At 53.4% G+C, this 22,783-nt stretch carries 21 protein-coding genes and 1 tRNA gene; 5 read left to right on the top strand and 17 right to left on the bottom strand.

The features are described 5' to 3' along the window. Positions 1–38: 38 nt before the first annotated feature. The 6 genes from AB1N33_RS04765 to purE all read right to left on the bottom strand — a co-directional run bounded on the left by AB1N33_RS04765 (position 39) and on the right by purE (position 4,105). Entirely contained in the window at positions 39–1,130 is a 1,092-nt protein-coding gene (locus AB1N33_RS04765; protein WP_411270395.1) for a PQQ-dependent sugar dehydrogenase, read from the bottom strand. Positions 1,131–1,142: 12 nt separating this feature from the next. Continuing rightward, entirely contained in the window at positions 1,143–1,616 is a 474-nt protein-coding gene (locus AB1N33_RS04760; RefSeq protein WP_411270394.1) for a Dps family protein, read from the bottom strand. Between the two features lie 108 nt (positions 1,617–1,724). Beyond that, the gene (locus AB1N33_RS04755; protein ID WP_411270393.1) at positions 1,725–2,261 is read right to left on the bottom strand and encodes a copper chaperone PCu(A)C; all 537 of its coding nucleotides are present in this window, start codon (positions 2,259–2,261) and stop codon (positions 1,725–1,727) included. Positions 2,262–2,332: 71 nt separating this feature from the next. Next, positions 2,333–2,408 (bottom strand) — tRNA-Thr (locus tag AB1N33_RS04750). Positions 2,409–2,477: 69 nt separating this feature from the next. Further along, positions 2,478–3,617 carry a 5-(carboxyamino)imidazole ribonucleotide synthase gene (locus AB1N33_RS04745; RefSeq protein WP_411270392.1) on the bottom strand — a complete coding sequence of 380 codons (1,140 nt, stop codon included), beginning with the start codon at positions 3,615–3,617 and terminating at the stop codon, positions 2,478–2,480. Continuing rightward, positions 3,614–4,105: a 5-(carboxyamino)imidazole ribonucleotide mutase gene (gene purE, locus AB1N33_RS04740; RefSeq protein WP_411270391.1), complete on the bottom strand. Its 492-nt coding sequence runs from the start codon at positions 4,103–4,105 to the stop codon at positions 3,614–3,616. Before purE ends, AB1N33_RS04745 begins: the two co-directional genes overlap by 4 nt. Before the next feature lie 277 nt (positions 4,106–4,382). Between purE and nhaA the strand changes: the two genes are divergently transcribed. After that, positions 4,383–5,624, top strand: coding sequence for a Na+/H+ antiporter NhaA (nhaA, locus tag AB1N33_RS04735; RefSeq protein ID WP_411270390.1), 1,242 nt, complete (start codon positions 4,383–4,385; stop codon positions 5,622–5,624). Here the strand turns inward: nhaA and AB1N33_RS04730 are convergent. From AB1N33_RS04730 to trxA, 4 genes are all read right to left on the bottom strand, one after another. Further along, positions 5,610–8,408 (bottom strand): ATP-binding protein, encoded by a 2,799-nt coding sequence (locus AB1N33_RS04730; protein ID WP_411270389.1) that lies wholly within the window; start codon positions 8,406–8,408, stop codon positions 5,610–5,612. The genes nhaA and AB1N33_RS04730 overlap by 15 nt on opposite strands. Positions 8,409–8,435: 27 nt before the next feature. After that, positions 8,436–9,731 carry an amidohydrolase gene (locus AB1N33_RS04725; protein ID WP_411270388.1) on the bottom strand — a complete coding sequence of 432 codons (1,296 nt, stop codon included), beginning with the start codon at positions 9,729–9,731 and terminating at the stop codon, positions 8,436–8,438. 208 nt (positions 9,732–9,939) lie between these two features. Beyond that, entirely contained in the window at positions 9,940–11,205 is a 1,266-nt protein-coding gene (rho, locus tag AB1N33_RS04720) for a transcription termination factor Rho (RefSeq protein ID WP_411270387.1), read from the bottom strand. A 253-nt stretch (positions 11,206–11,458) separates the two neighbouring features. Then, positions 11,459–11,785: a thioredoxin TrxA gene (trxA, locus tag AB1N33_RS04715; RefSeq protein WP_411270386.1), complete on the bottom strand. Its 327-nt coding sequence runs from the start codon at positions 11,783–11,785 to the stop codon at positions 11,459–11,461. A 101-nt stretch (positions 11,786–11,886) separates the two neighbouring features. On the opposite strand from trxA, the gene rhlB reads away from it, so the two are divergent. The 3 genes from rhlB (at position 11,887) to AB1N33_RS04700 (ending at position 15,761) form a co-directional block, all read left to right on the top strand. After that, entirely contained in the window at positions 11,887–13,161 is a 1,275-nt protein-coding gene (rhlB, locus tag AB1N33_RS04710; protein WP_411270385.1) for an ATP-dependent RNA helicase RhlB, read from the top strand. Positions 13,162–13,169: 8 nt separating this feature from the next. Beyond that, the gene (locus AB1N33_RS04705) at positions 13,170–14,684 is read left to right on the top strand and encodes a Ppx/GppA phosphatase family protein (RefSeq protein WP_411270384.1); all 1,515 of its coding nucleotides are present in this window, start codon (positions 13,170–13,172) and stop codon (positions 14,682–14,684) included. 174 nt (positions 14,685–14,858) lie between these two features. Further along, the gene (locus AB1N33_RS04700; RefSeq protein WP_411270383.1) at positions 14,859–15,761 is read left to right on the top strand and encodes a catalase family peroxidase; all 903 of its coding nucleotides are present in this window, start codon (positions 14,859–14,861) and stop codon (positions 15,759–15,761) included. Positions 15,762–15,805: 44 nt separating this feature from the next. Here AB1N33_RS04700 and hemB read toward each other — a convergent pair whose 3' ends face one another. The 7 genes from hemB to tatA are packed head-to-tail and all read right to left on the bottom strand — an operon-like array spanning position 15,806 to position 21,364. Further along, positions 15,806–16,804 (bottom strand): porphobilinogen synthase, encoded by a 999-nt coding sequence (gene hemB, locus AB1N33_RS04695; RefSeq protein ID WP_411270382.1) that lies wholly within the window; start codon positions 16,802–16,804, stop codon positions 15,806–15,808. 6 nt (positions 16,805–16,810) lie between these two features. Beyond that, on the bottom strand, positions 16,811–18,706 hold the full coding sequence (locus AB1N33_RS04690; protein ID WP_411270381.1) for a sensor domain-containing diguanylate cyclase: 1,896 nt from the start codon (positions 18,704–18,706) through the stop codon (positions 16,811–16,813). Positions 18,707–18,709: 3 nt separating this feature from the next. Beyond that, a complete protein-coding gene (locus AB1N33_RS04685; protein WP_411270380.1) occupies positions 18,710–19,492 on the bottom strand; it encodes a TatD family hydrolase in 783 nt (260 codons plus the stop codon). Continuing rightward, positions 19,493–20,038, bottom strand: a complete 546-nt coding sequence (locus AB1N33_RS04680) for a hypothetical protein (protein ID WP_411270379.1) — start codon at positions 20,036–20,038, stop codon at positions 19,493–19,495. A 35-nt stretch (positions 20,039–20,073) separates the two neighbouring features. Beyond that, positions 20,074–20,835: a twin-arginine translocase subunit TatC gene (gene tatC / locus AB1N33_RS04675; protein WP_411270378.1), complete on the bottom strand. Its 762-nt coding sequence runs from the start codon at positions 20,833–20,835 to the stop codon at positions 20,074–20,076. Beyond that, positions 20,835–21,134 (bottom strand): Sec-independent protein translocase protein TatB, encoded by a 300-nt coding sequence (tatB, locus tag AB1N33_RS04670; RefSeq protein ID WP_411270377.1) that lies wholly within the window; start codon positions 21,132–21,134, stop codon positions 20,835–20,837. The genes tatC and tatB overlap by 1 nt, the downstream gene beginning before the upstream one ends. Continuing rightward, positions 21,134–21,364, bottom strand: coding sequence for a Sec-independent protein translocase subunit TatA (tatA, locus tag AB1N33_RS04665; RefSeq protein ID WP_411270376.1), 231 nt, complete (start codon positions 21,362–21,364; stop codon positions 21,134–21,136). Before tatA ends, tatB begins: the two co-directional genes overlap by 1 nt. A 181-nt stretch (positions 21,365–21,545) precedes the next feature. On the opposite strand from tatA, the gene AB1N33_RS04660 reads away from it, so the two are divergent. Next, the gene (locus AB1N33_RS04660; protein ID WP_411270375.1) at positions 21,546–22,520 is read left to right on the top strand and encodes a hypothetical protein; all 975 of its coding nucleotides are present in this window, start codon (positions 21,546–21,548) and stop codon (positions 22,518–22,520) included. The last annotated feature ends 263 nt before the right edge of the window (positions 22,521–22,783 follow it).

Genomic DNA, 22,783 nt, shown 5'->3' with positions numbered 1-22,783 from the left:
TCTTCCACAGACACCCTTTGTTCGTTCAGCAGGTCAGGTTATTCAGGCATGACCTTTAACAGTTTGCCGTTTGGCGCATCAGTCAGCAGATAGATGTAACCTTGCGGTCCCACTTCCACATCACGAATACGTTCACCACGCTCACGCAGATATTCATGCTGTTCACCCGGCTTACCGTCTTTCATTTCAATGCGGCGTAAATGGGTGAATTTAAGTGCCCCTACCAGCAGATCACCATTCCAGTCAGCAAACGGCTCACCCTGATAGAATGTCATACCGCTTGGCGCAATCGACGGATCCCAGTACAGCACCGGCTGCTTCATGCCGTCCATATGGGTTTTGTCGGAAATGATGTCACCGTCATAATCAATCCCGTAGGTGATTTTCGGCCAGCCGTAATTAGCGCCTTTTTCGATGAGATTGACCTCATCGCCGCCTTTCGGACCATGTTCCATTGCCCACACGTCACCCGTCTCAGGGTGGATAGTCAGCCCCTGCACATTGCGGTGACCATAACTGTAAACTTCAGGTGCATCGCCTTTCACGAAGGGATTATCCGCCGGTACGCTGCCATCCTTGTTTACACGGACAATTTTTCCAAAGTGGTTATTGGTGTTTTGCGCCTCGTCCATGTATTTGTAGCGATCGCCCAGCGTCACGAATAACTGTCCGGCCTTGTCAAATGCAAGCCGGCAGCCAAAATGAAAGCCGTTATCCACTACCGGGAAGGCGGTGAAAACAGTTTCCATGTTGGTCAGGGTCTCCCCGTCGAGCGTCATTCTGGCCACGCTGGAGCTGTGACCACCGTCGCCTTCTTTGGTGTAACAGACATACACCGACTTGTTCGACGCAAAGTCAGGATCAATGGCGATATCCAGCATACCGCCCTGATTCTCTGCAACGACCTCGGGAGCGCCCGTCAGGCGATCGCTCAGACCGGTTTTGGCAGAGTACAGACGAATGCCGCCACTTCGCTCAGTGATCAGCAGCCGTCCGTCTGGCAAAAACGCCATACCCCAGGGATGCTCCAGTCCGGTAGCCAGTTCTGTCACGGTAACATCAGCCAGTGCGGGCGCGGCAGTTGCCGCAAGCAATGACGCACAGGCTGAGGCGAGTAGGTTACGCTTCATGTTTTCTCTCTCTTATTTTGGCAACATCGCACGCAGCATCCAGGCGGTTTTTTCATGCACGCGCATGCGGTCACCGACCAAGGCTGCGGTTGATTCATCATCGGCGTCCTGCGCCAGTTTAAGCACGGTACGGCAGGTTTTTACTACCTGTTCGTGACCATGGCATAACAATCTGACCATTTCCGTTGCTTCGGGTACGCCATCCACTTCTTCAATCGCGCTCAGCGCCGCAAACGCTTTATAGGTTCCCGGAGCAGGCACGCCCAGCGTGCGGATACGTTCGGCAATTTCGTCCACCGCGGTAGCCAGCTCGGTGTAATGCTCTTCAAACATCAGATGCAGTTCACGGAACTGCGGCCCGGTGACGTTCCAGTGGAAGTTATGGGTTTGCAGATACAGGGTGTAAGAGTCTGCCAGCAGCTTGCCCAGGCCATTTGCAATTTCAGTTCGATCCCCTTCAGAAATGCCAATATCAATCTTTGTCATTGTCGCCTCCTTGTGCGATAAATTTAGATTAAAAATATCAAAAATAATCTTTTTTATTGATACTACTGACGCGCAATAATGGATTACTCCACGCGTCATTCTGTTCTGTCAGTGGTGATGATGGTGCTGATGTTCGCTTTTCTCTTGCTCTGTTCCTATGGCCGTGACATTAACCGTCACAGGCAGACGGGTACCATCGTCAAAAATCAGGGTAAGCTCAAACGCAGCGCCGGCTTCCAGTCCGTTTTTCAGACCCATCAGCATAATGTGGTAGCTACCCGGTTCAAACGATAGTGTAGCACCGGATTCGATGGTCAGACCGTCAGTTATCCTGACCATCCGCATCATGTCGTTTTTCATTATTGTTGTGTGGATTTGCGCTTCACCGGCAACCGTGTCACTGATACTGACATCACGCAATGTAACCGGCTTGCTGCCGGAATTAGTCAGTGAGAAATAGGCGGCGCCGGTGGGTGCCATTGGGAAAGTGGCTCTGGCGTAGGCACCTTCCACTGTCAGGCCGGTGCTGTGTATCTTCTCAGCGGCGGTAGTCTCAGACGGAACCGGAGTGGTTTGGGCAAAGCATGAAACACTGCCACAGCTCAGCAACAGGGCAACCCCATAAACGAGAGAACGAACAGTCATAGTTACTCCACAAACAACAGGTTAGCTGTCGAGTTTACGGGAGTATCCTGAAAAGCGAAAGAAGAGAAGAATGGTGCCGACTGCCGGAATCGAACTGGCGACCTACTGATTACAAGTCAGTTGCTCTACCAACTGAGCTAAGTCGGCACCGAAAATGTTACTGCGTTAGCAGCGGGGACGTATTTTATTCACGCGCACCCGCTTGTCAAGCAGAACTCATTGTTGCTGTAATCGCTGCGCTTCTTTTTCCAGCTTAGGAAAGAATTCAAGCGGCAGATACTGAGACAGCTGTGACAGTTTTTCGCCCAGTTGCGCGTAACTGTCGGCGGTCACGTTGATATGCCCCATCTTGCGCTTTTCACGCACTGATTTACCGTACCAGTTGAGGTGACTGCCCGCGATACTCAGCAGATCACGGGAGAAGCTGCTGCAGCCGATGATATTCACCATCGCACTGGGTCCCTTCGCCGTGACATCACCGAGCGGTAAACCACACACTGCGCGCAGATGATTTTCAAACTGACTGGTAACACTGCCGGACTGTGTCCAGTGCCCGGAGTTGTGTACCCGCGGCGCCAGCTCATTGACCAGTAGTTTGTCACCGCACTGGAACAATTCCACCGCCAGCACACCGACATAATTCATGCCTTCGGCAAGGGTGGTAAAAATGTCGACTGCAGCCTCGTTCAGCGCATCACTGACATTAGTGGCAGGCGCCACCGACACGTGCAGTTGCCCCTGGTGGTGCAGATTTTCAGCCAGCGGATAGGTGCGGATATTGCCATTGCGGTCACGCACGCCAATGACTGAAAGCTCGCGGTCAAAACTAACCATTTCCTCAACCACCAGCGGCACCGCTTCCAGATCCAGGCCGGTCAGCGCTTGTTTTAGCTTATCCAAATCGGCAGCAGCACTCAGACGCCACTGTCCGTAACCGTCATACCCGTCGCGGCTGGCTTTAATGATCAAACGCTCACCCAATGCCTCAACACAGGCATCCAGCTGTGACAGTTCCGTCACCACGCGGTGGGCACAGTTAGGGACCTTCAACCGTTCAAGCAGCGCCTTTTCGCGCACGCGGTCAGCGCCAACCAGAATACTGTCAATGTTCGGGATCAGTTTGCCGGTCGCAGAGGCCTGTTCCAGCAGATCTTCAGGTACGTGTTCAAACTCAACAGTCAGGGCATCAGCAGACGCGATGGCGTCTTTCAGGTTCACATCCAGTTTCTGTTTGCTGACCGGATGCACCACACTGTTGTCTTTCACGTCGACCGCCTGTACATCGATACCCAGCGGACAGCCGTCAAGGTACATCATCTGCGCCAGTTGTCCGGCGCCATAAACGAGTACTCTCATTCATCAAGCTCCAGTTTGTCGTTTGCCAGCACCGTCTGTGTTTGTTTTTCGCGGAATGCAATCACCGCATCACGAACCTTTTCGTCCTGCAGCGCAACAACCTGCGCCGCAAGCAAGCCCGCATTCGCTGCGCCAGCCTCACCAATCGCCAGTGTGCCAACGGCAACACCTTTTGGCATCTGTACGATCGACAACAGTGAATCCAGTCCATTCAGGGTTTTCGATTTAACCGGGCAACCAAACACCGGCAGATGGGTGTGTGCGGCAATCATGCCTGGCAGGTGTGCGGCGCCGCCGGCACCGGCAATGATCGCGCTGAATCCCTGTTGCGCTGCACTTTCAGCGAACTCTACCAGCAAATTGGGGGTGCGGTGGGCGGACACGACACGGGCCTCAAACTCGACCCCCATCGCTTTTAGCATTTTCGCAGCTTCCTGCATAGTAGGCCAATCAGACGTTGATCCCATGACAATTGCGACTTTCGCCATTTGTAGTTCCTCAACAGGGTTGGACAGCAAGGCTCAGGGAAGCCCCTGTGTGCAGCCTGCGGCGGGTGTGTTGCCAGCAGGTGCAATTTTAAAGCGCGGAATTGTAGCGTAAAAAGCACGCAGATCCCATAGGCAGCGGGGATGATCTGATCATGGCGACTATTGCGTAACCTTAACTAGAGCCTGTTGACCTTTGTTGCAAAATTATACAGCAAAGGTCAACAGGCTCTAACCTGCCGTCGTACCTGCGGCGGGACGCACAACACGACGAGGGATTATGTCTGCACAGAATGAAGAAAAGAACGACGTCCTTGACGACGTCATTGGCGAAGTTCATGACGTGGTCAGTGATTTTCTGCGTCGCGACGCCGCGCCCGGGATCCTGCTGATGCTGGCGACGGTCGCCGCGCTTATCGTTGCCAACTCGCCGCTTAACAGCTGGTATGAACAACTGATCAGTCTGCCTGTGCAGATATCCGCAGGCAGCTGGGCAATCGACAAGCCTCTGCTGCTGTGGATTAACGACGGACTGATGGCCGTGTTCTTTTTTCATGTCGGGCTGGAACTCAAGCGGGAAGTGATTGAGGGCGAACTGTCCAACCCCAAAGATATTATCCTGCCTGCCGGCGGTGCGCTGGGCGGCATGGTTCTGCCAGCGCTTATCTACGTGGGAATTAACTGGGATAATCCGGTCGCCGTCGCCGGCTGGGCAATTCCAGCGGCGACGGACATCGCATTCGCACTGGGGATCCTCGCGCTGCTTGGCAGCCGCGTGCCGGCCAGTCTGAAAGTGTTTCTCGTCACGCTGGCAATCATTGACGATATCGGCGCCATCCTGATTATCGCGCTGTTTTACACCAATAACATTACCGAAACCGCGCTGCTGGTTGCCGGTCTCTGCCTGCTGATTCTGTGGCGAATAAACCGAAAGGGTGTCACCGACCTGCCCCCGTATATTTTTGTCGGGGGCATATTGTGGGTGGCACTACTTAAGTCAGGCGTGCATGCCACCCTGGCGGGGGTGGTGCTGGCGGCGTTTATCCCGATGCGCGACCCGCAGGATCCGCAGTATTCTCCGGTCACACACCTTGAGCACAGTCTGAACTCTGCGGTCAGCTTTATGATCCTGCCACTGTTTGCTTTCGCTAACGCCGGTATTACCTTCGGGAATATCAGTCCAGAGGGTATTTTCCATCCGGTCACCTTTGGTATTTTCCTTGGGCTGGTGATAGGCAAACAGCTCGGCGTGTTTGGTTTCTGCCTGTTGGTCGTGAAACTCAGGCTTGCGTCACTGCCGGATGATCTGACACTCAGACATATCTACGGGTGCTCCCTGCTGTGTGGGGTAGGATTTACCATGAGCCTGTTTATTGGTGGCCTGGCGTTTGAGGAAACCGGTGTTAATCAGATTTTTGATGAACGTGTCGGGATCCTCACCGGTTCGGTCCTGTCAGCCGTGCTTGGTTATGCGGTACTGTATTGGCTGGGGAAAAAGCCTCGACCGTCAGACCAGTCCTGATGCTGCCTGGACGGTTACGAGCGCGCTGATAGCGCTAAGCAGCTTATCCTGGGTGACCGGCTTGCTAAGAAAATCGTTCATCCCGGCACTCAGACAGGCTTGTCGGTCTTCGCTGAAGGCATTCGCCGTTAGTGCCACAATTGGCACTGCCGCCTTGCCAGATGTCAGCTTGCGGATGCACCGGGTTGCCTCCATGCCATCCATAACAGGCATCTGGCAATCCATCAGCACAATACCAAACTGATGCCGCTTCACTGCCTCCACTGCCTGTTCTCCATTCACCGCGCGGATGCAGGTTGCGCCCGCCTCCGCCAGCATCGACTGGATAATCTGAGCATTAATATCATTGTCTTCCGCCAGCAGCACTTTCAGGCCCGGTGGCAGCGCCTCATGACGGCCAGCCGTTGCAGGCGCATCACACACCGGACAAGGAATGCGCACGGTAAACTGACTGCCAACTTCAGGCTGACTGTCGAGGTGGATGGTGCCTGACATCACGCTGACAAGCCCGCGCGTAATCGCGAGCCCAAGACCGGTTCCACCAAACAGCCGGGTAGTAGACTGGTCGGCTTGTTCAAAGTGTCCAAAGACCGCATCCAATTTATCCGCTGCGATGCCGACACCGGTATCCGCAATCACGATTTCAAGCTCATTGTCCCGGTAGCGCACTGTGACGCGAATTTCGCCGACCGGTGTGAATTTCACGGCATTGCTGAGCAGGTTATTGAGGACCTGACTCAGTTTACCGCTGTCTGCCAGCACAAAGTCAGGCAGGGACTCCGATAACGAGAGGTTTAGCTGGACGTGTTTCGTCTCCGCTGCCTGGCGATGAAGGGCACAGACAGACTGCATCATCTCAGCGATGTTAACCGGGTGGTTATCCGGCAGCATTTTACCGGCTTCAATTTTCGACCAGTCGAGAATATTGTCCAGAATAGCCAGCAGATTGGTGGCAGAAAATGCGATCACGCCGACCCGACGCGCAGCGATTTCAGGCAACGACTGACGCTGAAGCAGTTCGCAGTTACCCAGAATACCATTCATGGGAGTCCGGATTTCATGGCTCATGTTGGCCAGAAACTGACTTTTTGCCTGACTGGCTGCCTGCGCCTGTTCCAGCGCTTCTTTAAGATGACGGGTTTTCTCCTCAATGCGGGCAGCCTGCTCTTTATTCAGTGCCGACAGCTCCTCATTCAGGGTTTGCTGAATGCGACGGGATTCATCGAGTTCTTTGAAGGCGGTGGACAAACGGTCCTGTAAGCGCACAAACTCCTCATCCAGAGCGGCAATCTCCTCAATATGCAGCAACTGGCGCTGGGCGGGTTCAGTATACGGGCGGGCGCCCGGGACAAACTGAACAACCCGGCTTGCCAGTGTCCTGAGCGGCTGATCAACCAGTTGTGCCACCAGTCGGCCAACCAGGATCCCAATGACTGACAGCGCGGCGAGGATCCCCAGCGCAATCACCAGATAATTGTTGGTGATAAGGACAAAGCGCTGATAATCAAATAACAAATTTACCCGCCAGCCGCGCTGCGGCACCAGCTTAGTCGCATACAGCCATTGTCCGTTATTCAGGGTGACAACATCATCGCATCGCTGCGTGCATACCATCGACGGCTGCACCGACAGTGACGGCAGCCCAAGACCGGCCGACGCGTAAATAATACGGTTATCTGTATCACTTAATGTCATGGCAAAGCCGGGAATATTGCGGTCATCAAAGCGCTTAAAGCTCTTCAGGCTCAATGAGCCTTCCAGCACACCGGTGACCTCTCCCGCGCTGGTAATAAGGGGGGCTGACACGGCAACGATGGGATCATCACCAAAACCACGCCCCTGAAATACGCCGGAGACATACGGCTGTCCGGTTGCCACGGCTTCGGTGAAGTAATCACGCGTTGCCACACTTAAAAAGCCTGAGGCTCTGGCGGTTTCCATGACCTCTTGCGGACTGGCGTGGGTAATTGTGCCCTTGGCATCGGTAATCAGAAACGTCAGGAACTGTGGATACAGGCGGGTCAGTGAATCCAGCGTTTGCTGGGCGTGCGGCGCATATTGTGCGGTGCCTACATCCTCAGAGAGGGAAGACGCCGACTGCTGTATCGCCAGCTTATGCTGCCGTATAAAATCATCGAGTTGCTCAGACAGCACCATTGTGCGCTGTTGCATATAGCTTCTGAACTTTTGCTTTTCCTGATACTGGTTCAACGCAACGGTGGTATACACCACAGCCAGTACCGCGATAAAGAAGCTGCCGGCAAACAAAAAACTGAACAGGAAGTGTACGCCGACTTTATCAGACACGCGACGTCCGCTGCCCCGACGACTGGTAAAGTAAAGAAAATGCCCAACCACAAAGGCAAAGATACCGCTGAGTACCGTTACCGCGATGGCCGAAATGGATAAGCTGATAAACCGGCCCGACTGAATATAGTGGTCAGCAATTAACAAACCTATGCACAGCAGACTCCAGCCAACCAGCCCCAGTTTCATCACCTGTTTACTGGGTTTACGATGCGCCCACTGTATCAGCATCAGTGGCAGCAGGGTGAGGCTGATTTTCGCCAGGGTATCGCCGGAGTGCAGTATGAGGGGTGAACAGATAATGAGCGTAGACAGCACTGCGATAACCGGACGGAACGCCAGCGCAACGTAAACCGCCGCCGCCAGTCCGAATACCGCAATGCCATGACTTTCGAAAGGTTCCGGCAGGGCGTTGACTAACGCACCTGCCAGCGTTGCCAGCACAAGGACTGAGCCTGATGAAAGTCGGTTTTTCATAAGTAGCTCAATCCCCGGCGAACTACTTTAGTGCTGTGCCATGTAATCCAGCGTCAGATTTGTCAGTAGCTTCACACCCAGCTTCATGCCCTTATCATCGACATAGAAATCTGGCGTGTGGTGTGCCGGCGAATCTTCTTCAGCAACATCCAGCGGCTTTCCACCTACCCACATATACAGCCCCGGAACCTGTTCCTGGAAGAAAGAAAAGTCTTCCGCACCGGTCACGGGCTTCGAGACGATGGCATTACCTTTACCGGCAGTACGCTCAAGTGTCGGTACCATTGCCTTGGTCAGCTCCGGATCGTTATAGGTGATGGGGTAAGAGTAATCCAGCGGCAGGACCACTTCCGCTTTTGCGCCCATGGCCTCGGCAATGCCCTTCACTTTACGTGGCAGTGACTCGTAGATATGTTCACGCGCCGCCTTGTTCAGCGTACGGATGGTGCCGACCATCTCGACTTTTTCAGGGATGATGTTGGAGCGGTTACCGCCGTGGATAGACCCCACAGACACCACGGCCGCGTCATCAATCAATTTCAGTTCACGACTTACGATAGTTTGCAGGGCCATGACAATTTGTGACGAGGTCACAATGGGGTCAACACTCTTCCACGGATAGGCACCGTGCGCCTGCTGGCCGTGGACCACAATTTTAAACGGATCCACTGCCGCCATGGTGCCCCCCGAGTTATACAGTACAGTGCCTACATCAGCATTGGCACTGATGTGCAAACCAAAAATCACATCAACATCCGGGTTCTTAAGCACGCCTTCTTTCACCATAATTTCAGCGCCGCCTTTTTCTCCCGGTGGAGCACCTTCTTCCGCTGGCTGGAAAATAAATTTCACTTTACCGCGCAGTTCGCCTTTCATGTCGGTCAGGATCTTAGCCGCGCCCATCAGCATAGCCATGTGGGTGTCGTGACCACAGGCATGCATTACCGGTACGGTTTCCCCGTTAAATTCACCGGTTTGCTGTGAGCGATAAGGCAAATCATTGCGCTCTGGCACGGGCAGACCGTCCATATCGGCACGCAGCGCTACTGTCGGACCTGGCTTGCCGCTGTCCAGAATAGCAACCACACCGGTTTTGGCGACACCGGTGGTGACGACCAGACCGAGGGAATTAAGGTAATCTGCGACGTATTTCGCCGTTTTAAACTCGCGGTTTGACAGTTCCGGGAACTCATGGAGGTGGTGACGCCACTTAATTACATCAGGCTCAACCTGATCGGCGCGCTTATCGATGTCAGTGCCCGATGCAGCAAACGCGCCGGAGCAGGACATCAGTAGTAATGCAGTCAACAGCTTGTGTTTCATAGTTTTCTCTTCTTGGTTGTTATCCCAGCGTCCAGACTACGCCAAATAAAACACAATGGCATCCCTACGAGCTGTTGGTTAAGTTAATGTACCGAAATACAGGATGAGCTGAAATTAGACGGAAGTTTAAAAAAGCAGGGGGAAGAGAGAAAAATGAAGCAGAAAGCAGGCTGACCTGACAGAGGCAGGCCAGCCGGTATAGCGATGATTAGCTCTTCTGACGCTTCATGGCGTCAAAGAACTCATTGTTGGTCTTGGTCATGGACAACTTGTTGATCAGGAACTCCATCGCATCAATTTCTGACATCTCATGCACAATTTTGCGCAGGATCCACATTTTTTGCAGTTCGTCCTGGGTCGTCAGCAGCTCTTCGCGGCGGGTGCCCGAACGGTTGAAGTCGATGGCCGGGAAGACGCGCTTCTCTGCAATCTTACGGTTCAGATGCAGTTCCATGTTACCGGTACCCTTGAACTCTTCATAGATAACTTCGTCCATCTTGGAGCCGGTATCAATCAGTGCGGTAGCGATAATCGTCAGACTGCCGCCCTCTTCCACATTACGCGCAGCACCAAAGAAACGCTTCGGCTTATGCAGGGCGTTGGCGTCAACACCACCGGTCAGAACCTTACCGGACGATGGGATAACCGTGTTGTATGCACGTGCCAGACGGGTAATTGAGTCAAGCAGGATGACCACATCTTTCTTGTGCTCAACCAGGCGCTTGGCCTTTTCAATCACCATCTCAGCAACCTGAACGTGGCGGCTGGCCGGCTCATCAAAGGTGGAGGCAACTACCTCACCCTGAACCAGGCGGTGCATTTCGGTTACTTCTTCCGGACGCTCGTCAATCAGCAGTACCATCAGCTCACATTCAGGATGGTTCGCTGCAATAGACTGTGCAATATTTTGCAGCAGCAGCGTTTTACCGGCTTTCGGCGGCGCCACAATCAGGCCGCGCTGGCCTTTACCAATGGGTGATGCCAGGTCCAGTACCCGTGCAGTAATATCTTCTGTAGAACCATTACCACGTTCCATGCGCAAACGGGATGCGGCGTGCAGCGGAGTAAGGTTTTCAAACAGGATTTTGTTGCGGGAATTTTCTGGTTTGTCGAAGTTAACTTCGCGAATCTTCAGCAGGGCAAAATAGCGTTCACTGTCTTTCGGCGGTCGAATCTTGCCTGAAATAGTGTCACCGGTGCGCAGGTTAAAGCGACGGATCTGACTTGGTGATACATAAATATCATCCGGCCCTGCCAGGTATGATGAATCAGCCGAACGCAGGAAACCGAAGCCGTCCTGGAGAATTTCCAGTACGCCATCGCCGAAAATGTCTTCACCACTTTTTGCGTGCGCTTTCAGAATAGAGAAAATAATGTCTTGCTTTCTGGCACGCGCCATATTTTCCAGGCCCATGTTCTCGGCCATGCTCACCAATTCGCTAATTGGTTTATTTTTCAGTTCGGTTAAATTCATACTGGTGGGTCTTTGTGCTTGAACTTCGCTTACAGGACTTTCGTCACTCTGTTCGTTAGATTTCGGATTGATTAATTATCTGCCCGGGTGCGGGCTAAGCAGAATATTGCTCAGGCAAGAGCTGATGAAAACGTTAGCACCATACGCAGTGTACGTCCAGCGTTTTGCCGGGAAATGTTAAAATTAGTCGAATTTATGTTGAGAAAGGCGAAAGGAGGCTGCTGCAGCGACGCTACAGCAGCCGGAAAGCATCTTACAGGTTTTCGTTCAGGAACTCAGTCAGCTGCGCTTTTGACAGGGCGCCAACTTTGGTTGCTGCAACATTACCACCTTTAAACAGCAGCAGTGTAGGAATGCCACGAATACCGTATTTTGGCGGTGTTTCGTTATTTTCATCGACATTCAACTTGCCAACTGTTAACTTGCCATCAAATTCGCTCGCAACTTCTTCAAGAATTGGGGCGATCATTTTGCAGGGGCCACACCACTCTGCCCAGAAGTCAACCAGCACAGGACCTTCGGCATTGATTACGTCTGCTTCGAATTTGTCGTCAGTTAACTGGATAATTTTGTCGCTCATTCTTTATCTCCGTATTAGGTCTGTCGCTGAGTTGGTTCAGCTCAACCATAAGTGTTATATAGAAACTGATTTTTAATGCAAGCACTGATAAGCTATAAGCTATGCAAACCACACATTTGACCGAAACGCATTTTTCCGATCTGCCGATTAACGACAAGGTGCTTGACGCCTTAACGGCAGCTAATTTCACGCATTGTACGCCTATTCAGGCGCTTTCACTACCTCCGTTACTGGAAGGTCTGGATATTGCCGGACAGGCACAAACCGGAACCGGCAAGACCATTGCCTTTCTGGTTGCCACCTTCCACTACCTGCTGAGCAGAAACGAAGACAGTGACGCCAGTGCCGGACCGCGTGCCATTATCATGGCACCTACCCGTGAACTTGCCGTGCAAATTTACAACGACGCGAAACTGCTCAGTGAGCACACGGGTTTGTCACTTGGCCTGATCTATGGGGGCGAAGGTTACCAAAGTCAACGCGAAGTGCTCGAAGATGGGGTAGATATCATTATTGGTACGACAGGCCGCATCCTCGATTACTACAAACAGAACGTGTTTACCTTAAAAAACATTCAGGTTGCGGTGCTCGATGAAGCCGACCGGATGTTTGACCTTGGCTTTATTAAGGATATTCGCTTCTTATTCCGTCGTATGCCGCCAGCCAGCGAGCGTTTAAGCATGCTGTTCTCTGCTACCCTGAGCTACCGTGTTCAGGAACTGGCGTACGAGCACATGAACAATCCCACGCACGTGCAGGTTGAGCCACAGCAAAAAACTGCCAGCCGGGTAAAAGAAGAGCTGTTCTACCCGTCTGATGAAGACAAGATGCCCCTGTTGCTGACCCTGATGGAAGAGGAATGGCCGGAGAAAGCTATTGTCTTCGCCAACACCAAAACCGGCTGTGAGCGCGTCAACGACTGGCTTGCAGCGGACGGACATCGTGTTGGCCTGCTAAGTGGTGATGTGCCTCAGAAGAAACGTCTGAGTATTCTGGATGACTTTTCGAAGGGTAACCTGGATATTCTGGTGGCCACCGACGTAGCGGCGCGCGGCCTGCATATTGAAGCGGTGACGCACGTATTCAACTATGACCTGCCCGATGATGCGGAAGATTATGTCCACCGTATTGGCCGTACCGGCCGCGCCGGTAAAAGCGGGCACGCGATCAGTTTCGCCTGCGAGAAATATGCACTGAACCTGCCAGCCATTGAGCAGTATATTCAGCATGCTATTCCGGTTACTGATTACGACCGCACTGCCCTGCTTGACGACATTACACCGCCAAAACCGCGACGCAGACGCACGCCGAACGCGAGAAATTCGTCACGCCGGGGCCGCGGCAGAGGTAAACAGGGCAACAAACAAAACGGATAACCGACACGATGCAGCAAGCCGTACATGAACCGACACCGGTGGTCGCCGGCGAGTATTATGCCGCCATAGACCTGGGCTCTAACAGCTTTCATATGGTGGTGGTTCATGTCATTAATGGCAGCGTGCAGATTGTCGGAAAAATCAAGCAGAAGGTCAGGCTGGCTGCCGGTCTCGATGATGATATGGTGCTGGATGAAGCCAGCATGGAACGCGGCTGGCAATGTCTGCAAACCTTCTCTGAACGCCTTCAGGATATTCCCCGGTCCAATATCAGGGTGGTGGCTACTGCCACCCTGCGTCTTGCTGTTAACGCCTGTGACTTTATTACCCGCGCAGAAAAAATTCTCAATCACAAACTGGATGTGATCAGCGGCGAGGAAGAAGCCCGTCAGATATACCTTGGCGTGGCCTATACGTCGGCGAATCAGGGCAACTCACTGGTAGTGGACATTGGTGGTGCCAGTACCGAGGTGATCATCGGCAATGACATGACCCCAATCCACTTAAAAAGTATGGATATGGGTTGTGTCACCTTTATGGAACGCTATTTTGCCGACGGCGTGCTGTCTGAAGCCAGCTTTGAAGCAGCCGTTGCCGCAGCTCACGCCAATATCGATCCACTGGCAGATACGTTTCTGTGCTTTGACTGGCAGAATTGCCTGGGCGCGTCCGGCACGCCACAGGCCATTACCGAAATTCTGGTTGCCCAGGGAATCAGCGATGCTATCCGGCTTGACTACCTGTATCACCTCAGAAAGCAATGTATCGACTGTGAGCATATGTCGCGGCTGGAAATTGAAGGCCTGGAGGAAAACCGCAAGCCCATTTTCCCCAGCGGCCTGGCTATTCTGATCAGCCTGTTTGAAGCACTGCAGATTGACACCATGAACATCTCCGGCGGCGCACTGCGTGAAGGACTGATTTACGGCATGCTGGATAATTTACAGCAAAATGATCGCCGCACGCAGACCCTGAACCAGACCATCAGTCGCTATCATATCGATACCGCACATGCCCACAATGTGAAAGGCATCGCATTGTCGCTGTGCCATCAGCTGTGTGCACAGCAGGCCATTTGTCACCTCGATACCGAAGCCATCATGGAAGCGGCCTCGCTGCTGCATGAAATTGGCCTGCACATTGAATATAAGAAGCACCATCAGCACGGTGAATACTTGTTGAGTTATATCGACCTGCCTGGTTTTACGCGTCTCCAACGCATGGCAATCCGTGACCTGGTCGGTCAGCACCGTGCCAAACTTAATCCGAACGTGTTTGATAATTATCACGATGAAGTGCGCCCGATGCTGTTGTGTCTGCTGCGCATTCTGCGCATTGCTGTGGTCATTTGTCTGCGCCGCAACAATAAACACCTGCCTGCGATTAAACTGACTACCGAGGATACCCAGTGGACACTGACCTTCCCGGAAAAATGGCTCAAATCCCACCCGCTGATTAAAGCCGAACTGGCAAATGAAAGCTGGCTGCAGCATCAGGCCGGCTGGCAACTTAACTGTGTTTAACTAAAAAAACTTCGCACTTGTTTCTATACTGGGTGAAATTGTCATCACTCAGAGCGGGTCCTGTACGCTGACTGAGAACTTGTAAAAGGAACCCCTATGCGCCCTGCCATCCTTGTTTTAACTGCTGCTATGGCTGCTACCGCCGTGAGTGCACCAGTCCGTGCACAAGATAGCGTGTCAGCTGCTGACATGGTCGCTCTGTTTGAGAAACTGTCCGGCCATCAGCCCGGGCTACGAAAAGCCCATGCCCGCGGTATTTGTGCCAGTGGTGAGTTTATTCCGGCGCGCGGGACGCCATTTGACGAGGCAGCACTGCTTAGTCAGGGTACGCTGCCGGTTACCCTGCGCTACTCTCTGGGCGGGGGCAATCCGAATGCCGACGATCGGAGTCCCGGCACACGTGGCGTGGGTATTCAGATGACCTTACCCGATGGCACCAGGCATAACTTCACCGGTAATAACTTCCCGGTGTTTGCCGGTAAGGATCCGGCCACCTTCTACGGCTTGCTGCAGACCTTTTTGCCAGATGAAAATGGCAAGCCAAATCCGGCTAAAACAAGAGCCTACGCTGCTGAGCACCCCAGTGTAAGGGCCCATCTGGCATGGCAGCAGCAGTCAAAACCTGCCGCGTCGTTTGCCAACAACACGTTTAATGGGATCCACACCTTTTACTACACACCAGACAAGGGCGCGAAAATAAAGTACCGCTGGCAATTAACACCGGACGCCGGTGAACTGTATCTGACGGATGATGAGCGCACGTCACTGCCGAAAAATTATCTGGATAAAAAGCTCGCTTCGGAGCTTGATGATGCGCCGGTAACCTATACGCTGACTGCAACCTTAGGAACCCCCGAAGACACTGACACTGACCCGTCACAACAGTGGCCCGCGGACCGGCAGACCGTCACGCTGGGTACGGTTAAAGTAACCGACAGCGGCGGCGAGGCCTGTACGCCCGTCAACTTCGATCCCAATGTGTTATCGAAAGGTTTTGCATCGAGTGATGATCCCGTGCTGCGCATGCGCTCACCAGCCTATGCTATTTCTTATGGCAAGCGCTTAAGCGGCAACTGACAGAGACAACAAAGCCCGGAGAACCGGGCTTTTTTTCGGGCCGGTTATTTCGCCAGCAGCTTTGCGGCCTGCGGTGCAAAATAGGTCAGAATTCCGTCGGCTCCCGCGCGCTTAAATGCCAGCAGTGATTCCAGGATCACCTGCTCCTCGTTCAGCCAGCCATTAGCAAACGCCGCCTGATGCATGGCGTATTCACCGCTGACCTGATAAGCAAACGTCGGTACTTTCAGCTCGTCCTTACAGCGTCTGACAATATCCAGATACGGCATACCCGGTTTGACCATTACCATGTCAGCGCCTTCCTGGATATCCAGCGCAATTTCGGTGATCGCTTCGTCACTGTTGGCCGGATCCATCTGATAGGTTTTCTTATTGCCACCTTTAATGTTGGCTGCCGAACCCACCGCATCACGAAACGGACCATAATAGGCCGACGCATACTTGGCCGAGTACGCCATAATGCAGGTGTTCACAAAGCCAGCCTGTTCGAGTGCGGTTCTGATGGCACCGATGCGGCCGTCCATCATGTCAGACGGTGCCACGATGTCAGCACCGGCTTCGGCATGCGATAACGCCTGCTTCACCAGTACCTCTACCGTTTCGTCATTCATTACGTAACCGGCATCGTTAATCAGTCCGTCCTGACCGTGACTGGTAAAGGGATCCAGCGCGACATCAGACATTAACAACAGGTCGGGATACGCCGCTTTGAGCGCCCGCATCGCCTGCTGCGCCAGGCCATCAGGGTTGAATGCCTCGCTGGCGCAGTCTGACTTTTGCGCCTGCGGCGTGACCGGAAACAGTGCCAGTGTGGTGATGCCCAGCGCTATCCACGCGCGGGCTTCCTTAATCAGCTCATCAATCGACAGCCGCTCGACACCCGGCATCGACGGAACCGCTTCCCGCTGCCCTTCACCGGGCAACACAAACACCGGATAAATCAGGTCGCTGGCGTGTAACTGGTGTTCAGCGACAAGGCTTCTCAGCCCGTCCTGGGCCCGTAATCGACGCATACGGCGTGCGGGAAAAGAAGAGTGCATCATAATCTGCTACTGCTCCGAGGTTAAATGAATGGCTTTAATCTGGTTTCGTCCGCCCTGCTTGGCGGCGTACAGCTGTTTATCTGCTTCTTTAAGCAAATCACGTTCGTGATCTTCAAAGGCGATAACCGCAGTGGCAATACCGGCGCTCAGTGTCATCGCAATCAGTTCGTCGTCCCAGTTTACCGGCGTGGTTTCGAGCTGACGGCGCATGTCTTCTACCAGTTGCTGAGCACCCTCGGTGTCCGTATTTGGCAGGATCAGGGCAAACTCCTCACCACCTATCCTACAGACATCGTCTGACGGCCGCTTCAGCTGCGACTGCAGAATACCTGCAACATGCTTGATGCAGGCATCGCCGGCAGCATGCCCGTATTCATCATTAATTCGCTTAAAGTGATCAACATCAATCATCGCGAGTGACAACGGCGTTTGCTCACGGCGGCTGCGGCGCCCTTCGGCTTTAATGCGCTTGTCGAAGTGACGACGGTTCTTGATACCGGTTAATGAATCGATGGCGTTGAGCGCCTCAAGTTCACGGTTGGCATCCGATAATTCACGCAGTGCGATCTGTAATTCGAGTGTCCGCTCCTCAACCTGGTACTCGAGATCGCTCTGGTAGCGCTGCTGTACATCAAGTAAATCTTCTTTCGCGCGATTGGCGTCTTTCTCCTGCAACAGCGCTTTCGCCTGGGCGTCGTACATTTCATTACGGGTATGGCTGTAACTTATTGCTACCACCAGCGCCAGCAGCAGGGTTTCAATGGCCGCACCGAGCATCACCAGGTAATTGGAAGAGATGGTTAAATCAATAATATTCAGGTTGTCCAGGCTCGCCGTGAGGCCGCTGATGAGCAAAAATGCCCAGGCGATGGAGAAGTACCGCGCCACCACCACGCCTTTCAGAACCAGCCAGGTCCCAAGTCCCAGGGCCAGCAGCACCGCCATACTCAGTAACACCAGGAAAATTTTAATCAGAATAGCGTACGGCAAAATCAGGCCCAGCGCGATGTTGACCAGAAACACACCAATGGTGATTTTAAGCACGTTGTCCATGCGCGGCAGGTACTGCCTGACCGGCAGCAGCAAGCGCGAGAACTGCATGGCGAACACGATGGTCAGGTTGGCGAACACCACAATCGCTTTTTCCTGAAACAGCGGCAACGCAGGCCACAGGTAGGCATACCCGTAACCGTGCAGGGAAGCCAGTGATAAGGCCATACAGAACACATAGCCTGAATAGGCGATGAACGAGCCACTGCGGGTTGTCAGAAACAGAAACAGGTTGCTGACCCCCATGGCACATAAAAAGCCAAAGAACAGCCCCATCACCAGATTATGACGAGGCGTATACTCAATATATTCACGCTCCTGCCAGACCTTCAGCGGCAAGCGTATGGTGCCGGAGGCCTTAACCCGAACCAGCACCCGTTGCGGTGCTTTGCTGTCAGGTAGCGGAAACAAAAACGTCCGGTGTTCAACCGGGCGGTCTGTAAATGGCTGTGTGTCTCCGCCACGGTACACCTTTACCGGTGACGAGACATCTTGCTGATAAATGGCGATTTGCACGTCGTCAAGCAGCGGATAGCTGATTTCCAGCAGGTAGTTGTCATCATCAGAATGGGTGGGCGGGATAGTAAAACTGAACCAGTAAGGCACATGATGCATACCCAGGTTAACCGGGTTTTCGACCGGCAGCCAGCTGGCCGCGGGTTTGTTGAGCATACTGGCAAACGTATCGCGCGCCTCAGGGTCGACCTGATACCCCAAACCGGAAATGCGATCTTCCGTGGTGTCATCCGGCAGCATCGACATGGCAACCGCAACAACACAGAAAAACGCCAGACAGGTGGTAATAACCATCCAGACATTGTATCGGCGTTCATCGTTTACGCTTAGCTGCATCGTCTATGCCTTTTCTATCCCAAATAGCCGGCATGCATTAGCATAACTGGTCTTGCGGATAAGGTCAGCAGGTTGTGACAGTATCGTTGACACCTGTTCACCAATATGCGGGATCAGGGCCGGTGAATTATTCCGCCGGCGAGGCTTCGCCGTTTTCGGAAACAAATAGGGCGCGTCAGTTTCCAGTATCAGCCGATCCGACGGAATATCCGCCAGGCATGCACGCAGCGCATCACCACGCTTAGGGTCGCACACCCAGCCGGTGATGCCAATGTAAAGGCCACAGTCGAGATATCGACGCAGTGCGTCCGCGCCCTGGGTAAAACAGTGTGCAATGCCCCCTGATAACGAGGCCAGATAGGGTGATAAACAGCTCATCTGCGTATCTATGGCATCGCGCTCGTGCAGGTATACGGGCAAACCGCAGTCTGCAGCAATCGCCAGCTGTTGCTGAAATACCGATTGCTGCACATCCGGCGGTGAAAAGTTACGATTAAAATCCAGTCCGCATTCACCTACGGCAACCACTCCGGGCTCTGACAGCAGGGTACGAAGACGTGCAAAATCCGCGTCCGTGGCATTTTTCGCATTATGTGGATGGATTCCCAGCGTGTAACAGATGTGCTCAGGATACGCCTGATGAAGCGCCCGTGCGCGATCCCATTCCGACGGTTCGGTGGTGATGACACACAATCGGGTAACCTCTGCGCTGCACGCTTCGGCGATCACCGCATCCGCATCGAGTCTGGGGTCGGTCAGGTTGACCCCGCCATCGAACCAGGACATTTACTTAATCCGCTCGACCCGGATCCGTTTGTTCACGCCCTCATGGGACAGATAAAACGCACTGAAAACACCGCGATCAATGGTCACTTCCTGACCTACGCTCAGTTTCAGATCGCCATCGTCGGTCTGACGCCATACCGTGCCGTTATCCAGCGTGACAATGTGATTACCGCGCAGGGTCTCATCAAGCTTGGTGATGGTACCGTACAGCGTATCTTCGCCGGTCGTGTTGTCTTTTTTGTGCTCAAGACCAAACTCGGTTGTCGCCGACGTACCGGCCTCGTCACGGTATGCTGGTGCAGGCAGTTTCGCCGCTGGCTGTGCAGGCTGCTGAGCGGCCGGTGACGGGTAACGGCGTGACAGCGAATCTTCCAGCCCGCTGTACTGGTTCATATCTTTTACCAGGCGGTCATAGCAGACCAGGCGTTGCAGACTGTTAGACTGCTTGCTGCATTTGGCAAGCGCTTCACTGATAGTTTCAGCGCTGGCGGTCTGACTCGCGCCAGCTACGCAGAAACCTGCGACAACGAGTGTTTTAAACTTCATGGGTAATCCTTCAAACCTGTCTTTACGTGTTATTTTTATTGGTCAGCATGAGACGACGAATCCTCTCCCACAGCCTCATCCTCACTTTTGGATGCGTACAGGCTGCCTACCAGCACGCCTACCTCAAACAGCAGCCACATCGGCACGGCGAGTAACGTCTGTGAGATGACGTCCGGTGGTGTCAGCAACATACCAACAACGAAAACCCCCACGATCACGTAGGGACGCTTCTGGCGCAACGAGTGCGCATCGGTAACGCCCGTCCAGCACATCAGAATAATGGCTATCGGGATTTCAAATGAGACGCCAAAAGCAAAAAAGAGTTTCAGTACAAAGTTAAGATAACTGGATATGTCTGTACTGACCGTCACCCCCTGCGGTGCCACGCTGGTAAAAAATGCGAAGGCAATGGGGAAAACGACGTAGTACGCAAACGCAATACCGGCGTAAAACAGCAGCGTGCTGGAAAACAGCAGCGGCGCAATCAGCTTCTTTTCATTGCGGTACAGCCCTGGTGCAACAAATGCCCAGACCTGATACAGCACGTAAGGAATAGCTACGAAAAAAGACAACACCAGGGTAAGTTTAAACGGCGCAAAAAAGGGTGACGCGACATCGGTCGCAATCATGGAACTGTGTTCTGGCAGCGACTGTAACAGTGGGGTTGCCAGCCACTGATAGAGATCCTGGGCAAAATACACCAGTGATAAAAACACCACCAACACACTGGCCAGCGACTTTAACAACCGGGAGCGCAGTTCAATAAGATGGGAAAGTAGACTCGATTGATCTGACATCAGTTCTTTTTATACGGTTCTCGTACCGACTCGGCGGCTTCTTTGAGTTCATCGACGCTTTTTTTCAGGTCAGGAGACAGCTCGGACAGCCCCTGTTGCTCGGCTTTTTTCAGATTCTCGTGTAACTCATGCACACGCAGCTGATGCTCCATTTCGTGCTTAAAGCCGGACGCGGCGTTACGCACACTACGAATGGTATTCAGCGTCGAGCGCATGGCGCCGGGCAGCCGCTCGGGACCCAGCACCAGCAGGGCCAGGACGGCAATCAGCAGCAGTTCCCAAAAACCGATATCAAACATCAGGACTTGTCTTTTGTTTCCGTTTTGGTTTCAGCGTCAGGTTGTTCTGTTTTCTTTTGCTCAACCTGTTTTTTTTCATCAAAGTCGGCGTCTTTGTCATCATTCACGGCATTTTTGAAGCCCTTGATAGCACCGCCCAAATCAGAGCCGATATTTTTCAGACGCTTGGTGCCAAAAAGCAGTACCACGATGACCAGCACGATCAGCAGCTGCCAAATACTTATACCCATGTTACATCTCCTTGGATTGCGTGTGCACAGTATGCCATCGCGGGGAGCAGCTTTCACCAGATTATTTGCAATCTTGACTGGCCTGACACCGCACCAGGTAAGATTGACGGCGGACAGTATTCAACGCATGCTTAGAACAGGAATGTGTGGTGATACTGGTGAATATGAAGGACGTGGATAAATGCTAGGTAACTGGCTGATGCTGAGCAGCACGCTGCTGGTTGCCGGCAACGTGCAGGACAACAACCAGCCTCTCCTTACCGAACAGGCTTCCGGCGACATCGCGCAGGAGGCGACAGCACCACAGCCCACGCACTGGATTGACCGCTGGCAGGAAAACTTCACCAACTCGATGAATAATGCCGTTCGCCGGCTGGACAGTTTTTTCGCACCAGAAGGTGCGCCACCTGACGACAGCGCCCGTGCCGAAGGGCGAATCATGCTGGCCTGGGAACCCCGCAGCCGCGACCTGATGCAGGCCAACCTGCGGTTTCGCATTCGCGTTACCCTGCCCTCACTTAAAGACCGGGTCGACCTGCTTCTCAGTGATAATGAAGATGAAACCCAGGACAACATGGTTCAGGCTGCCCGTAATACCGACATGGTGCAGCGTGACAGCACAACACTGGCGGTGCGTTTCAGACCTGAGCAGGATTCGCCCCTGTCTTACCGTATCGGTGCCGGGCGGCGCGATCAGTTGTATGCCAAAGTCCAGTTTGAGGATACCGCTATCCTGAATTCACACTGGGCTGCCCGCTACGACAGCGAAGTGTATTATTATACCCGCGACCGCCTGGGCGCAGAACTCGGCCTGTCACTGCAGTATGCCAGTGAGCACAAAGGCGCATTTCGCTTTAACAACCGCTTTTATTTTCGCGACAATACCAATGACTGGCTGTGGCGACATGAACTTCAGTGGCTACAGCCCATCTCTCAACATCATGCCCTGCTTTACTCTGCCATGACAGAAGGGCTGACCCAGCCTAACTATCGTACCGAGGAGGTTTACGGCGGTATCCGCTGGCGCACCAACTATTTGCGCGACTGGCTGTATTTTGAAGTGGAGCCTTACGTTATCTGGCTGCGCGATGAGGACTTCTCGCCGTCGTATGGCATCGCCCTGCGACTGGAAGCGTTTTACGGCAAACGTTCCTGAGTGGCGAGCGCCCATGCATGGGTTTATCCGCAAAAAAATCATTCGCCAGTGGTACGGGTGGGGTGTGTTTCTCTATCCGAATCCGTCAGCCACAAGGATGCGACTGTCGAGCACCCAAGGATGGTTTACGGCGTGTTGAAGACAGGCCGGGCACCGGGAACGGTAGGGGATGCCTTTCCGAACCCGTCAGCCGAAAGGATGCGGCTGTGGAGCGCCCATGGATGGGTTTACGGCGAAGTGACAAGCACCTCACGCGTCTACAC

Source organism: Alteromonas nitratireducens (genome assembly GCF_040812025.1).
Lineage (GTDB): Bacteria > Pseudomonadota > Gammaproteobacteria > Enterobacterales > Alteromonadaceae > Alteromonas > Alteromonas nitratireducens.
This window is presented reverse-complemented; position numbering and strand designations above follow the sequence as displayed.

What these genes read in the sequence shown, in the direction of transcription:
- AB1N33_RS04765 (WP_411270395.1), bottom strand. Translation starts at nt 1,130, where the DNA reads ATGAAGCGTAACCTACTCGCCTCAGCCTGTGCGTCATTGCTTGCGGCA.
- trxA (WP_411270386.1), bottom strand. Translation starts at nt 11,785, where the DNA reads ATGAGCGACAAAATTATCCAGTTAACTGACGACAAATTCGAAGCAGAC.
- AB1N33_RS04690 (WP_411270381.1), bottom strand. Translation starts at nt 18,706, where the DNA reads ATGCAGCTAAGCGTAAACGATGAACGCCGATACAATGTCTGGATGGTT.
- tatC (WP_411270378.1), bottom strand. Translation starts at nt 20,835, where the DNA reads ATGTCAGATCAATCGAGTCTACTTTCCCATCTTATTGAACTGCGCTCC.
- rho (WP_411270387.1), bottom strand. Translation starts at nt 11,205, where the DNA reads ATGAATTTAACCGAACTGAAAAATAAACCAATTAGCGAATTGGTGAGC.
- AB1N33_RS04660 (WP_411270375.1), top strand. Translation starts at nt 21,546, where the DNA reads ATGCTAGGTAACTGGCTGATGCTGAGCAGCACGCTGCTGGTTGCCGGC.
- AB1N33_RS04745 (WP_411270392.1), bottom strand. Translation starts at nt 3,617, where the DNA reads ATGAGAGTACTCGTTTATGGCGCCGGACAACTGGCGCAGATGATGTAC.
- AB1N33_RS04755 (WP_411270393.1), bottom strand. Translation starts at nt 2,261, where the DNA reads ATGACTGTTCGTTCTCTCGTTTATGGGGTTGCCCTGTTGCTGAGCTGT.
- tatA (WP_411270376.1), bottom strand. Translation starts at nt 21,364, where the DNA reads ATGGGTATAAGTATTTGGCAGCTGCTGATCGTGCTGGTCATCGTGGTA.
- purE (WP_411270391.1), bottom strand. Translation starts at nt 4,105, where the DNA reads ATGGCGAAAGTCGCAATTGTCATGGGATCAACGTCTGATTGGCCTACT.
- AB1N33_RS04685 (WP_411270380.1), bottom strand. Translation starts at nt 19,492, where the DNA reads ATGTCCTGGTTCGATGGCGGGGTCAACCTGACCGACCCCAGACTCGAT.
- AB1N33_RS04760 (WP_411270394.1), bottom strand. Translation starts at nt 1,616, where the DNA reads ATGACAAAGATTGATATTGGCATTTCTGAAGGGGATCGAACTGAAATT.
- nhaA (WP_411270390.1), top strand. Translation starts at nt 4,383, where the DNA reads ATGTCTGCACAGAATGAAGAAAAGAACGACGTCCTTGACGACGTCATT.
- AB1N33_RS04705 (WP_411270384.1), top strand. Translation starts at nt 13,170, where the DNA reads ATGCAGCAAGCCGTACATGAACCGACACCGGTGGTCGCCGGCGAGTAT.
- AB1N33_RS04680 (WP_411270379.1), bottom strand. Translation starts at nt 20,038, where the DNA reads ATGAAGTTTAAAACACTCGTTGTCGCAGGTTTCTGCGTAGCTGGCGCG.
- rhlB (WP_411270385.1), top strand. Translation starts at nt 11,887, where the DNA reads ATGCAAACCACACATTTGACCGAAACGCATTTTTCCGATCTGCCGATT.
- tatB (WP_411270377.1), bottom strand. Translation starts at nt 21,134, where the DNA reads ATGTTTGATATCGGTTTTTGGGAACTGCTGCTGATTGCCGTCCTGGCC.
- AB1N33_RS04730 (WP_411270389.1), bottom strand. Translation starts at nt 8,408, where the DNA reads ATGAAAAACCGACTTTCATCAGGCTCAGTCCTTGTGCTGGCAACGCTG.
- AB1N33_RS04725 (WP_411270388.1), bottom strand. Translation starts at nt 9,731, where the DNA reads ATGAAACACAAGCTGTTGACTGCATTACTACTGATGTCCTGCTCCGGC.
- hemB (WP_411270382.1), bottom strand. Translation starts at nt 16,804, where the DNA reads ATGATGCACTCTTCTTTTCCCGCACGCCGTATGCGTCGATTACGGGCC.